Origin of the sequence: Pseudomonas silesiensis, assembly GCF_001661075.1 — a bacterium.
Lineage (GTDB): Bacteria > Pseudomonadota > Gammaproteobacteria > Pseudomonadales > Pseudomonadaceae > Aquipseudomonas > Aquipseudomonas silesiensis.
Genome location: NZ_CP014870.1, coordinates 5,588,196 through 5,600,327, shown reverse-complemented (window position 1 = coordinate 5,600,327; position 12,132 = coordinate 5,588,196). Strand labels below are relative to the sequence as shown.

Genomic DNA, 12,132 nt, shown 5'->3' with positions numbered 1-12,132 from the left:
TGTCGATCAGTGTGTTGAATACTTCTTCAATAAGCTGTCAGGACAGGGCTAGGGTGGCGCCACAATTATAAAAAGGCGCACCACTATGACTGCCATGACGCTGTGTCTGGACCGTCCTGGATTCCTGCCCCGTTTGTCTTGCCACCACCAGTCGCGCGACCGGTTGATCGAACCCTTGCTGATATCGACGGCGCGGGTGAAATTGCTTTGCGCACCGGCGGGCAGTGGCAAAAGTGCGCTGCTCGTCGAATGCCTGCTGCAGGCGCCCGCGCAGTGTCAGGTCCATTGGCTGCCGTTGGCGGGGGAGGCGATCAGTGTGGTCGATTTTCGCCAGCGCCTGGCGCAAACCCTGGGGCTGCCAGCATCGGATGAGCCGGCATTGCTGGAGTATCTGGCTCGGCTGCAGACAGCTACCTGGCTGTTTCTCGATGACTATTGCCGCATTCCCCATCCGGATCTGGATCAGTTGCTCGACCGGTTGCTGGCCATCAGCAGCCCGCGTGTCACCTGGTGGTTGAGTGGTCGGCGCCGTCCGCAATGCAATTGGCCGCGTCTGCTGCTGGATGACGAACTGTACGACTGCGAACGCGCCACGCTGGCGTTCGATCAAGCTGAAATTGCGCAGCTGTTGCATCACTTGGAACCAGCCCAGGCTGCGAAAGCTGCCGAGATGATTTTTCGGCGCAGTGGTGGCTGGTGTGCCGCGGTACGGATCGCGCTGCTGCAAAAATGCGACTGGTCACGCAACGACAAGCTCCCCGCTCGGCCGGACACCCTGCACGATTACCTGGAACATGAGCTCTTCGCCCACCTGACCCCGGAGCTCGCCGAAGCCTGGCGGGTGCTGGCCCACTTGCCACGCTTCAATGCCCGGCTCTGCGATCACCTGTTCGGCGCGGGGGAGGGCGCTCAATGCTTGAGCACGCTGCAGGAATTGGGCTGTTTCATCGAGCCCTGGCAAGATTCGGCAGACTGGCTGCAGATTTTCGCTCCCCTGACCCGGTTGATGCGCGACGAGCAATGGCCGGCCGGGCGCTCCTGGCATCGACGTGCCTGTCAGTGGTTCGCCGCCGAACTGGACTGGAAGGCCGCGTTCGAACAGGCCCTGCTGGCCGAAGAGTACGAGGTTGCCGTCAGCCTGTTGCAGCATTTCAGTTTCGAGCAGTTGTTCGAAGAGCAGACCGTCGTGCTGTTGTTGCGACTGCATGAGCAACAAGCCGAGGAGTTGATGCTCGGCTCGCCGCAACTGGTCGGACTGATCACCGCGGCCTTGTTGTTTGCCGGACGCTTCGAGCAGGCGGGTGAGTGCATCGCCCATTTGTCCCGCTTCCTGCCGCAACCCTGCGCGTTTCATCAACGACAATTGATCGCGCGTTGGCAGGCGCAGCAAGGCTGGTTGCTGCATTTACAGGGGCGCATGGACGCCTCACGGGCACACTTTCTTGAAGCGCTCGACGAGCTGGGTCCGCAGTTCTGGCCCGCCCGGTTGATGTGCCTGTCCGGTTTGACGCAACAGGCCCTGGTCCGGGGCGAACTCGAAGTGGCACAGGCGCTCAACCGAGACGCGTTGTGCCTGGCCCGGGCGCAAGGCTCGCTGGTGTTTGAAGGCCTGCTGGAGCTCGATCACGCGCAGTTGCTCGAACAACGGGGCGCCTGCGGCAGAGCCGAGCACTTGCTCGCCAACATGGACGACCTGCTCGGCCGGCAGCAACCGCTGGCCGAACCCTTGCTGGGACGGATTGCCCTGCATCGTGGGCGTCTGAGCTTGAGTCAGGGCCGGGAAATGCAAGCGGCGGCGCACTTCGAGACCGGTCTGCAGATCTGCCTGCGCAACCAGGATAAACGCGCGCTGTATGGGTTCCTCGGCCTGGCACAATTGGCGGCCAATCGGCTGGATTACGCTCAGGCTTTTGTGCTGCTGCGTGACGCCGAACGGTTGATGCAACAACGGCGAATTCCAGACACGGTGTACCGCAGTGTCCTGCTGCAAATGAGCTGCCACTTTTGGCTGCAGCAGGGACGGGCGCAATTGGCCCACGAAGCCCTGACCCGGGTGCTGCGCCATTATCAAGGGCCCCACGGGCGACAGCCTCCACCGGCCACGCTGGAGCTGATTCCGGTCCTGGAATATCTGCTGGTACTGGCCGACGTTTATCTGGGCCGGGCGCAGATGCCTCTGGCCCGGCTCGAGGCGCAATTGCAGTGGGCAAGACAACGGGGGATGTCGGCGCTGCAGGCGCAATTGCACCTGGCCCTGGCCGAAGTCGCCTGGCTGACCGACAACTCGACAGCTGCCCGGCAATCGATGCATGAAGGCCTGGCCCTGGTCGAGCGTTGCAACCTGCAACAAGCCTTGCGCGATTTGCAGTTGCGTCAGCCACGGTTGCCGCAAGCCATCGGGCGCGCGGAGCCGGGTCATTATTGCGAGGTGGCGGGTGCCATCCAGAACCCACTGAGTCAACGTGAAATCGAAGTACTCACCCTGGTGGCACAGGGCAATTCGAACCAGCAAATTGCCGATCTGTTATTCATCTCGTTGCATACGGTGAAAACCCACGCGCGACGCATCAACGGCAAGTTGGGGGTGGAACGCAGGACTCAAGCGGTGGCCAGGGCGAAAGTATTGGGCATTGTCATTTGACGGCGGGTGACTCATAGCCCATCCGCCAGCTCACGGCCTGCGTCGCCGCCAGCAATCGCCGGGCCGCCGGACCGTTTTCATCGGCATGAAACAACGAGGCCGGGCCGACAATGGTGATCACTGCCGCCACGTGCCCGACGGCGTTGAACACTGGTGCCGACAGCGCATCGACACCGGGCATCAGTAATCCATGGACATGATGCAGGCCGCGGTCACGGATCTGCCCGAACAGGGTTTCATAGGTCTGATCGTCGGCGAGGGCGTGAGCGCTGTCGTTTTGCAGTTCCTGCTCGCGCAAATCCACGGTTTCCCGCTTGGGCAGGAAAGCGCCGAAGACCAACCCGGTCGATGAGCTGAGCAATGGCAGCACCGAGCCCAATTGCGTGACCACCGTCACCGCGCGCACCGCAGGCTCGATATGCACCACGGTTGCGCCCTGATTGCCCCATACCGCCAGAAAGCAGGTTTCGTTCAGTTCATCGCGCAACTCGGCCAAGGGCAGGGCGGCGACTTTGAGCACGTCCATACTGTTGAGGGCGGCCAACCCGACGCGCAAGGCTTCGCGGCCCAGGCCGTAATGGTTGGTGGTGGTGTTCTGCTCGGCAAACCCGCTGGCGATCAAGGCCTGCAGATAGCGGTGGACCTTGCTCGCCGGCATCTGCACATGTTCGGCCAGGCGCGAAAGGGACGTCGAGGGTGACAATTGCGCCAATGCCTTGAGGATGTCGGTCCCCACCTCGGCCGAGCGGACTTTCTGTTTGCCGTTGCTTTCGCTGCCCATCGAGGTGATCCCGTTACAAATGGACGTCTTTATAACTTGACGGTCAATACCAATCAAATTACGTTATGCGTAATCGAATTACGATAAAAATAACCCGGGCGCGCCGAGACCTCTTCAACGGAGCGACGGACGACTGCCCTCTCCCTGTTCAGGAGGCTCCATGAACCTCGATTCAACGGCGCCCGCGCTGGCTTATCAGTCAGGCTTCGGCAATGAATTCAGCAGTGAGGCGTTGCCCGGCGCACTGCCCGTCGGCCAAAACTCCCCGCAGAAAGCCCCCTATGGCCTTTACACCGAATTGTTCTCCGGCACGGCGTTCACCATGGCTCGTAGCGAAGCGCGGCGCACCTGGATGTACCGCATTCAGCCATCGGCCAACCACCCGGCGTTCGTCAAACTGGATCGGCAACTGGCCGGCGGCCCCTTGGGTGAAGTCACCCCCAACCGCCTGCGCTGGAACCCGTTGGATATCCCGAGCGAGCCCACCGATTTCATCGACGGGCTGGTGAGCATGGCGGCCAACTCGGGCGCGGAAAAACCGTCCGGGATCAGCATCTACAGCTACCGCGCCAACCGTTCCATGGAGCGGGTGTTCTTCAACGCCGACGGCGAACTGCTGCTGGTGCCGCAATTGGGGCGCCTGCGCATCGCCACCGAGCTGGGCGTACTGGAACTGGAACCGCTGGAAATCGCCGTGTTGCCGCGTGGCCTGAAATTCCGTGTCGAGCTGCTCGACCCGCAAGCCCGCGGCTACATCGCCGAGAACCACGGCGCGCCGCTGCGCCTGCCGGACCTGGGGCCGATTGGCAGCAACGGCCTGGCCAATGCGCGGGACTTCCTGACCCCGGTCGCCCGGTACGAAAACCTGAAGCAACCGACCTCCCTGGTGCAGAAATTCCTCGGCGAGTTGTGGGGTTGCGAGCTCGATCATTCGCCGCTGAACGTGGTCGCCTGGCATGGCAATAACGTGCCGTACAAATATGACCTGCGCCGCTTCAACACCATCGGTACGGTCAGTTTCGATCACCCGGACCCTTCGATCTTCACTGTCCTGACCTCGCCTACCAGCGTGCACGGCCTGGCCAACCTCGACTTCGTGATCTTCCCGCCACGCTGGATGGTCGCCGAGAACACCTTCCGTCCACCGTGGTTCCACCGTAACCTGATGAACGAGTTCATGGGCCTGATCCAGGGCGAATACGACGCCAAGGCTGAAGGCTTTCTGCCCGGCGGCGCGTCGTTGCACAGCTGCATGAGCGCCCACGGCCCGGACGGCGAAACCTGCACCAGGGCGATCAACGCCAACCTGGCCCCGGCGAAAATCGACAACACCATGGCCTTCATGTTCGAGACCAGCCAGGTGCTGCGCCCGAGCCGTTTCGCCCTGGACTGCGCGCAATTGCAAACCACTTACGATGCCTGCTGGGCCACGCTGCCCGCCACTTTCGATCCGACCCGGAGATAAGCCATGACTCAGACTTCCATCACTCGTAGCTGGGTTGCCTCCGCCAACGGCCATGCTGATTTCCCGCTGCAGAATCTGCCATTGGGCGTGTTCAGCGTGAAGGGCGCGGCCCCCCGCAGTGGTGTGGCCATCGGCGAGCATATTTTCGATCTGGAAGCGGCACTCGATGCCGGTCTGTTCGACGGCGCGGCGAAGACTGCAGTCGAAGCCACCCGCGGCGGTCAATTGAATGCGTTCTTCGAACTGGGCCGTGACGCTCGTGTTGCCCTGCGCGAACGTCTGCTGGAACTGTTCACCGAAGGCAGCACCCTGCACGGCAAGATCGAAGCCCAAGGCTCGAAACTGCTGCCGCTGGCGGCGAATTGCGACATGCACCTGCCGGCGAAAATCAACGATTACACCGACTTCTACGTCGGTATCGAGCACGCGCAGAACGTCGGCAAACTGTTCCGTCCGGACAATCCGCTGCTGCCGAACTACAAGTACGTGCCGATTGGTTACCACGGCCGCGCCTCGACCATTCGCCCGTCCGGCACCGACGTGCGCCGTCCGAAAGGCCAGACCCTGCCGGCCGGTCAGACAGAGCCGACCTTCGGCCCCTGCGCTCGCCTGGATTACGAACTGGAACTGGGTATCTGGATCGGCCAGGGCAACGAGATGGGCGATGCGATCGCCATCGGCGACGCCGCCGATCACATCGCCGGTTTCTGCCTGCTCAACGACTGGTCGGCGCGGGACATCCAGGCCTGGGAATACCAGCCACTGGGGCCGTTCCTGTCGAAAAGCTTCATCACCAGCATTTCGCCGTGGGTGGTGACCGCCGAAGCGCTGGAGCCGTTCCGTCGCGAGCAACCGACCCGTCCCGAAGGCGATCCGCAGCCGCTGCCCTACCTGTTTGACAAACGCGATCAAGCCGCCGGTGCCTTCGACATCGAACTGGAAGTGCTGCTGCTCACCGAAGCCATGCGCGAGCAGAACCTGCCGGCCCATCGCCTGACCCTGAGCAACACCCGGCACATGTACTGGACCGTGGCGCAACTGGTCGCGCACCACAGCGTCAACGGCTGCCAGCTGCAGGCCGGTGACCTGTTTGGTTCGGGCACCTTGTCGGGACCGGAAAGCGGTCAGTTCGGCAGCCTGCTGGAAATCACCGAGGGTGGCAAAAAGCCGATTGAACTGGCGTCGGGCGAGGTGCGTAAATTTCTCGAAGACGGCGACGAAATCATCCTGCGCGCCCGCTGCAGCCGCGAGGGCGTTGCTTCGATCGGTTTCGGCGAATGCCGCGGCAAAGTGCTGCCGGCGCGCTAAGAGGATCGGCTCATGGAACTTTATACCTATTACCGTTCGACCTCGTCCTATCGGGTACGGATCGCGTTGGCGCTCAAGGGCCTGGACTATCGGGCGCTGCCGATCAACCTGATCGCCCCGCCGGGTGGCGAGCACCGACAACCTCAATACCTGGACATCAATCCGCAAGGCCGGGTGCCGGCGTTGCGCACGGATGAAGGTGACCTGTTGATCCAGTCACCGGCGATCATCGAGTACCTGGAAGAACGTTATCCACAGGTGCCGCTGCTGTCCAAAGACTTCGCCGCACGCGCCCGTGAACGTGGCGTCGCGTCACTGATCGGTTGCGACGTGCACCCGTTGCACAACGTCAGCGTGCTCAACAAGCTGCGGCAACTGGGCCACGATGAAACCCAGGTGGTCGAGTGGATCGGCCACTGGATCAGCCAGGGGCTGGCGGCGGTGGAGCAGTTGATCGGCGATGAGGGTTATTGCTTCGGTCCGCAGCCCGGATTGGCGGATACCTACCTGATTCCGCAGTTGTACGCGGCGGAGCGCTTCAACATCTCGCTTGAGGCGTATCCGCGGATTCGTCGAGTGGCGGCACTCGCCGCGACACACCCGGCATTCATCAAGGCGCATCCGGCAAACCAGCCCGACACCCCTTGAAGCGCCTCACCACGAACCCTGTGGGAGCCGGGCTTGCCCGCGATGAACGATAACGCGGTTTACCTGATAAACCGCATCGCCTGAATCGCGGGCAAGCCCGCTCCCACAGGAGGCCGGTGATCAATGCACGATGGAGTTAGGGGGAAGATGCCCCAACCGCTCCGTCAGCCGGATTCGCTGGATCGGGTCGTCGCTGAGCAGCAACGCATGCTCAAGGTCGAAGCGTTCGGCGTTCGGGCAGTCCAGTCGTTGATAAAGGCTGGCCCGAGCCAGGTAATCGGCGGCGCTGGCGTTGCCCAATTCCAGCACTCGCTCGGCATCGATCAGGGCGCCGATGTAGTCATCGTTGGAGAGGTGCAACTGACGCAGGTTGCGCGACAGCCGTTGCAGCATTTGCACCGGCTCGGCGGTCAGCAAGTGCTCGGCGTTGAGTTTCATGTTTGGGCCGTACTGGCGTTGCAGCAGTTCCCGGCAATCATTGGGGTACAGGCGACGGCCACCGCAGGGGTCGAGCAGGTGATCGGCACCCGGTACGCGCAGCAGGAAATGCCCGGGGAAGTTGACCCCGACCAGGGGAATTTCCAGCCCTCTGGCCAACTCCAGCGCAATCAACCCCAGTGCCAGCGGCTGGCCGCGCCGGCGTTCCAGCACTTTGTTGACCAAGGCCACGTGCGGGCGCAAGGGGGTGAAGTCGTCCTGGGCGAAGCCCAGGTCATTCATGCGCCGCAACAGTGGCTGGGCCAATTCGCTGACCGGCAACATCGGCAAGCCATAACTGACTCGTTGCTGCAGGTCCTTGAAATTTTTCAGGACCGCCTCGGTATTCACCTCTTTTTCGTGTTCGGCAGCGATCCACACTGCCGCCTCGAACAGCGCGGGCGGTGATCGTTGCAGACAGGCAAAAAAGCATTGGCGCGGGGTCATCAAAATCTCCGGGGTATGCCTCGTTTTAGCCTCGTCTGCGACATTCGTCCAGTACCCCGCGCAAGCGCTTTGCGGTTATTTCCGAAAGCCTGTTTGGCGACTGCGCTTATTCCGGCGCGCTTCTGCAATTTTTGAGCGCAAGCCTATACTGGCGACTACGAGTAGTCATTCGGGAGCCCTGCGATGTTCGCTCTCATGCAAAGCACTCGCCTTGAATCGCTGCATTTGAGCGTCGACCCGGTCACCGGGTTGAAGGCGGTGATTGCCATTCATAACAGTCGTCTCGGACCTGCCTTGGGCGGCTGTCGTTACCTGGCCTATCCTAACGACGAGTCCGCTGTCGAGGACGCTGTTCGACTGGCGCAAGGCATGAGTTACAAGGCCGCGCTCGCTGGCCTGGCTCAGGGCGGCGGCGTGGCGGTGATCATGCGCCCGGTGCATGTGGAAAACCGCGCCGCGTTGTTCGAGGCATTCGGCCGCTGCATCAATCAGCTCGATGGCCGCTACATCACGGCCATCGACAGCGGCACCTCGGTGGCGGACATGGATTGCATCGCCCAACAGACCCAGCACGTCACCAGCACCACCTCGGCGGGTGACCCGGCGCCCCATGCGGCCATGGGCGTATTCACCGGCATTCGTGCCACCGCCATGGCCCGCCTGGGGAGCGATAACCTCGAAGGCCTGCGCGTGGCGGTTCAAGGGCTGGGCAATGTGGGGTTTGCCCTGGCCGAGCAGCTGCATGCCGCCGGTGCCGAACTGCTGGTCAGCGACATCGATCACGGCAAGGTACAGCTGGCGATGGAGCAACTGGGTGCGCACCCGATCGCCAACGACGCATTGCTCAGCACGCCGTGCGACATCCTTGCGCCCTGCGGCCTGGGCGGGGTGCTTAACAGCAACAGTGTGACGCAACTGCGCTGTGCTGCGGTGGCCGGGTCCGCCAATAACCAACTGACCCATCTGGATGTCGCCGATCAACTGGAACGGCGGGGCATCCTGTATGCGCCGGACTATGTCATCAATGCCGGTGGGCTGATCTACGTTTCGCTCAAGCACCGCGGCGAAGCGCTGGCGACCATCACCGCGCACCTGTCGAAAATCAGCTCGCGCCTGACCGAAGTCTTCGCCCATGCCCAGGCGGAAAAACGCTCCCCGGCGCGGGTGGCGGATGAGTTGGCGGAGAAAGTGTTGTACCGCTGAAAATTTTGATCTTATGGGCATGAAAAAGGCCCTGAATCATTCGATTCAGGGCCTATTCAATTCGGGCGCTGGTTACTTCGGCGTCTTGGCAGCTTTGGCTGGCTTGGTCGGCGCAGCGCTCGGCACTTCGACCGGTGCAGCCGCTTCAACAGGTGCAGTCACTTCATCAGGCTCAACGACTTCAGCAGGCGCATTCAGCAATTCGGACAACGCATCCGGCTGGCTCTTGAATGCCTTGGCGAACACGTCGCGATTTTTCGCCATGTAGATCCCGGCTTCTTCCACTTGCTGTTCAGTCAGGGACGGAACGGCTTTCTGCAACACCTCGGCCAGCAACTCAGCCAGTTCGAGCATTTTGTCATGACGGTCAGCTTCGGCTTTATCCATGAACAAACGCTCCAGATCTCGGCTGCTGCGGTATACCACTTCGACGGCCATTCACCACCTCACATGCCTTCACATTAAGTTGTCTGTATCGACTACTGTATCTATATACAGCGAAAGGATAAGCGAATCCCGTCGCTTTGGGTAGTGACTTTTCAATTTAGACCGGATTCAGGGTTTTTCAGGTAAACCGCGTCAAGCGGTTCGCGGGCAAGCCTCGCTCCTACAGCGAAGGCGTCCGTCCAGACACCACAGACGTGCCTCATTTCCCGCAGCCATCATCTCACCCAAGGCCTCTGGCCTTTTTTCTGCATGCAGAACAACTGTCACGTCCAACCCGCATTATCCGCTCGAACCGAGCTAAGGAAGAATCACCGTGAAAATCAACTGGGCCGAGAAGCTGCGGCAGAACGTGCATCAACTGGCCGAGTCCCTGGGCAATCTGTTCGTCGAGACCTTCCACTACCTGGCGCTGTTCGCCATCGGTGCGGTGACCGCGTGGGCGGCGGTGATGGAGTTTCTGGGGATGCTCGAAGAAGGGCACATCAAGATCGATGACATCTTGCTGCTGTTCATCTACCTGGAGCTCGGGGCGATGGTCGGGATTTACTTCAAGACCAACCACATGCCGGTGCGCTTTTTGATCTATGTGGCGATCACCGCGCTGACGCGACTGCTGATCTCCAATGTCTCTCACCACAATCCGCCCGACGTGGGGATCATCTACCTGTGTGGCGGGATTCTGCTGCTGGCGTTTTCGATCCTGGTGGTGCGTTATGCCTCGTCGCAATTCCCTTCGGTGAAGATCGAACACCCGCAACGCAAGATCGGTGCGGGTTCCGGTGAGCATCCCGAGGTGGAGAAGGGCGAGATTTAAAGCCCCATGGCCGGCCGGCCGTGGCTTTTGACCTGGGGTGGCGGCAGGTTGCGATTATCGCCGTCGGTCATGGCTTCGAGGATGGCCACGGCGCTGTGACCCTGTTCGATGGCGATGCCGAACTGAATGCTTTCCACCAGGCGTTTAAGGCGCTTGGGGTCATTGCGTTGATCGGCGCTGATCATCCGTTTGGCAACCACGTGGCCGTTGTTGGACAGGGTCAGCATGATGCTGCCGTCCAGCCCCTGAATGCTCAGGTTGATCTGGTAATCCGGTGCAAAGGCATCGGTAATGAGCTGAAAAGGGTTGTCCATGATGCGTTACCGCCTGATTGAACGTGCAGTGGTTGACCTGCCGTGATCGGATTGGTTCGCAACACCAGACCATTGGCATCCCATGGCCATGAAGCAAAGCAAGGGGCATGCCGGGAACATTGTCGGACAATGAATGTGGGAGGGACTGTCGCTGACACCACTGTAGGAGCGAGCTTGCTCGCGATGGACTAGAGGGCGACGCGTTTATTCAGCAGTAACGCGTTATCGTTAACGTCCATCGCGAGCAAGCTCGCTTCTACAGGGGGGCTGCCCGTTTCAGGGCATGAATGAATAAATGATCGCAGACAGTGCAATCAAACCGATCAGCACCACGAACACGTTCGAGGCCTGGCCCGAGTACTGGCGCAATGCCGGCACACGACGGATGGCGTACATCGGCATCAGGAATAACAGGCACGCGATGATTGGCCCGCCGAGGGTTTCGATCATGCCCAGGATGCTCGGGTTGAAGGTCGCCACGGCCCAGCAGCTGAGGATCATGAACAGCGCCGTCACCCGGTTCAGCCAGCTCGACGACATCACCCGGCCACGGCCGCGCAGGCTCTTCACGATCAGGCCCTGAAAGCCTTCGCTGGCACCGATGTAATGGCCGAGGAAGGATTTGGTGATTGCCACCAGCGCAATCAGCGGTGCGGCGTAAGCAATCACCGGGGTCTGGAAGTGGTTGGCCAGGTACGACAGGATCGAGATGTTCTGTGCCTTCGCGGCGGCCAGGTCGGCCGGGGACAGCGCCAGCACGCAGCTGAAGCAGAAGAACATCACGGTGACGACCATCATCCCGTGGGCGATGGCCAGGATGCCGCTGCTTTTGCGCTCGGCCTGTTCGCCATAGCGTTGCTTCTGATCGACGGCGAAGGCGGAGATGATCGGCGAGTGGTTGAACGAGAACACCATCACCGGGATCGCCAGCCACAGCGTCTGGAAGAACATCGGCAGCGGCATGCCTTCACTGGCGGTGGCGAAGAAGGCGCCGTTCCAGTTCGGGATCAGGCTCAGGCCGAGCAGCAGCAACGCCGCAACGAACGGGTAGACCAGCACGCTCATGCATTTGACGATGACACCCTGGCCGCAACGAACGATGGCCATCAGGCCGAGGATCAACCCCAGGGACAGAATCGCTCGCGGTGGCGGGGCGATGTGCAACTGATGCTCCATGAAACTGCTCAGGGTGTTGGTCAGCGCCACGCTGTACACCAGCAGGATCGGGAAGATGGCGAAGAAGTACAGCAGGGTGATCAGTTTGCCGGCGCCGACGCCGAAGTGCTCTTCTACCACGTCGGTGATGTCTCCGGAACGACCGGACAACACGAAACGGGTCAGGCCGCGGTGGGCGAAAAAGGTCATCGGAAATGCAAGGACAGCCAGGATCAGCAAGGGCCAGAAACCACCGACTCCGGCATTGATCGGCAGGAACAGCGTACCGGCGCCAATGGCCGTGCCGTAGAGTCCGAGCATCCAGGTGGTGTCGTGTTTGGTCCAGCCCTTGTGGGTGATTTCGGTATTGCGTGTCAGGTCTACAGCGGGATTATCGGCAGCAGGTGTACGTACATCGGTCATCGTTCAGGC

General features: G+C 61.2%; 10 protein-coding genes and 1 pseudogene. 6 read left to right on the top strand and 5 right to left on the bottom strand.

The window, feature by feature from the left end; all coding sequences use genetic code 11:
• Window positions 1-85 precede the first annotated feature (85 nt).
• Window positions 86-2,641, top strand: coding sequence for a LuxR C-terminal-related transcriptional regulator (locus PMA3_RS24840; RefSeq protein ID WP_064679670.1), 2,556 nt, complete (start codon window positions 86-88; stop codon window positions 2,639-2,641).
• On the opposite strand, the gene PMA3_RS24835 is transcribed toward PMA3_RS24840, so the two are convergent.
• The gene (locus PMA3_RS24835; RefSeq protein ID WP_064679669.1) at window positions 2,634-3,422 is read right to left on the bottom strand and encodes an IclR family transcriptional regulator; all 789 of its coding nucleotides are present in this window, start codon (window positions 3,420-3,422) and stop codon (window positions 2,634-2,636) included. The genes PMA3_RS24840 and PMA3_RS24835 overlap by 8 nt on opposite strands.
• A gap of 160 nt (window positions 3,423-3,582) precedes the next feature.
• Between PMA3_RS24835 and hmgA the strand changes: the two genes are divergently transcribed.
• From hmgA to maiA, 3 genes are read left to right on the top strand one after another with little or no spacing between them, the layout of a single operon-like run.
• On the top strand, window positions 3,583-4,887 hold the full coding sequence (hmgA, locus tag PMA3_RS24830; protein WP_064679668.1) for a homogentisate 1,2-dioxygenase: 1,305 nt from the start codon (window positions 3,583-3,585) through the stop codon (window positions 4,885-4,887).
• A gap of 3 nt (window positions 4,888-4,890) precedes the next feature.
• Window positions 4,891-6,195, top strand: a complete 1,305-nt coding sequence (gene fahA / locus PMA3_RS24825) for a fumarylacetoacetase (RefSeq protein WP_064679667.1) — start codon at window positions 4,891-4,893, stop codon at window positions 6,193-6,195.
• A 12-nt stretch (window positions 6,196-6,207) separates the two neighbouring features.
• Window positions 6,208-6,843 carry a maleylacetoacetate isomerase gene (gene maiA / locus PMA3_RS24820; RefSeq protein WP_064679666.1) on the top strand — a complete coding sequence of 212 codons (636 nt, stop codon included), beginning with the start codon at window positions 6,208-6,210 and terminating at the stop codon, window positions 6,841-6,843.
• Between the two features lie 120 nt (window positions 6,844-6,963).
• Here the strand turns inward: maiA and PMA3_RS24815 are convergent, their stop codons facing one another.
• A complete protein-coding gene (locus PMA3_RS24815) occupies window positions 6,964-7,767 on the bottom strand; it encodes a SirB1 family protein (RefSeq protein WP_064679665.1) in 804 nt (267 codons plus the stop codon).
• Between the two features lie 183 nt (window positions 7,768-7,950).
• Between PMA3_RS24815 and PMA3_RS24810 the strand changes: the two genes are divergently transcribed.
• The gene (locus PMA3_RS24810; protein WP_064679664.1) at window positions 7,951-8,970 is read left to right on the top strand and encodes a Glu/Leu/Phe/Val dehydrogenase family protein; all 1,020 of its coding nucleotides are present in this window, start codon (window positions 7,951-7,953) and stop codon (window positions 8,968-8,970) included.
• A gap of 183 nt (window positions 8,971-9,153) precedes the next feature.
• On the opposite strand, the pseudogene PMA3_RS24805 reads toward PMA3_RS24810, so the two are convergent.
• Window positions 9,154-9,408, bottom strand: a pseudogene (locus tag PMA3_RS24805) (YebG family protein); the annotation flags it as partial.
• Between the two features lie 322 nt (window positions 9,409-9,730).
• Here PMA3_RS24805 and PMA3_RS24800 point away from each other — a divergent pair.
• Window positions 9,731-10,231: a phosphate-starvation-inducible protein PsiE gene (locus PMA3_RS24800; protein WP_064679662.1), complete on the top strand. Its 501-nt coding sequence runs from the start codon at window positions 9,731-9,733 to the stop codon at window positions 10,229-10,231.
• On the opposite strand, the gene PMA3_RS24795 is transcribed toward PMA3_RS24800, so the two are convergent.
• Window positions 10,228-10,545: a DUF3509 domain-containing protein gene (locus tag PMA3_RS24795; protein ID WP_064679661.1), complete on the bottom strand. Its 318-nt coding sequence runs from the start codon at window positions 10,543-10,545 to the stop codon at window positions 10,228-10,230. The two genes, PMA3_RS24800 and PMA3_RS24795, sit on opposite strands and share 4 nt — an antisense overlap.
• A 276-nt stretch (window positions 10,546-10,821) precedes the next feature.
• Window positions 10,822-12,123: a serine/threonine transporter gene (locus PMA3_RS24790; protein WP_064679660.1), complete on the bottom strand. Its 1,302-nt coding sequence runs from the start codon at window positions 12,121-12,123 to the stop codon at window positions 10,822-10,824.
• Between the last annotated feature and the right edge of the window lie 9 nt (window positions 12,124-12,132).

Bases quoted from the DNA above. Each gene is read 5' to 3' on its own strand.
- PMA3_RS24815 (WP_064679665.1), bottom strand. From the start codon at position 7,767: ATGACCCCGCGCCAATGCTTTTTTGCCTGTCTGCAACGATCACCGCCC.
- PMA3_RS24790 (WP_064679660.1), bottom strand. From the start codon at position 12,123: ATGACCGATGTACGTACACCTGCTGCCGATAATCCCGCTGTAGACCTG.
- fahA (WP_064679667.1), top strand. From the start codon at position 4,891: ATGACTCAGACTTCCATCACTCGTAGCTGGGTTGCCTCCGCCAACGGC.
- PMA3_RS24795 (WP_064679661.1), bottom strand. From the start codon at position 10,545: ATGGACAACCCTTTTCAGCTCATTACCGATGCCTTTGCACCGGATTAC.
- maiA (WP_064679666.1), top strand. From the start codon at position 6,208: ATGGAACTTTATACCTATTACCGTTCGACCTCGTCCTATCGGGTACGG.
- PMA3_RS24810 (WP_064679664.1), top strand. From the start codon at position 7,951: ATGTTCGCTCTCATGCAAAGCACTCGCCTTGAATCGCTGCATTTGAGC.
- PMA3_RS24840 (WP_064679670.1), top strand. From the start codon at position 86: ATGACTGCCATGACGCTGTGTCTGGACCGTCCTGGATTCCTGCCCCGT.
- PMA3_RS24835 (WP_064679669.1), bottom strand. From the start codon at position 3,422: ATGGGCAGCGAAAGCAACGGCAAACAGAAAGTCCGCTCGGCCGAGGTG.
- hmgA (WP_064679668.1), top strand. From the start codon at position 3,583: ATGAACCTCGATTCAACGGCGCCCGCGCTGGCTTATCAGTCAGGCTTC.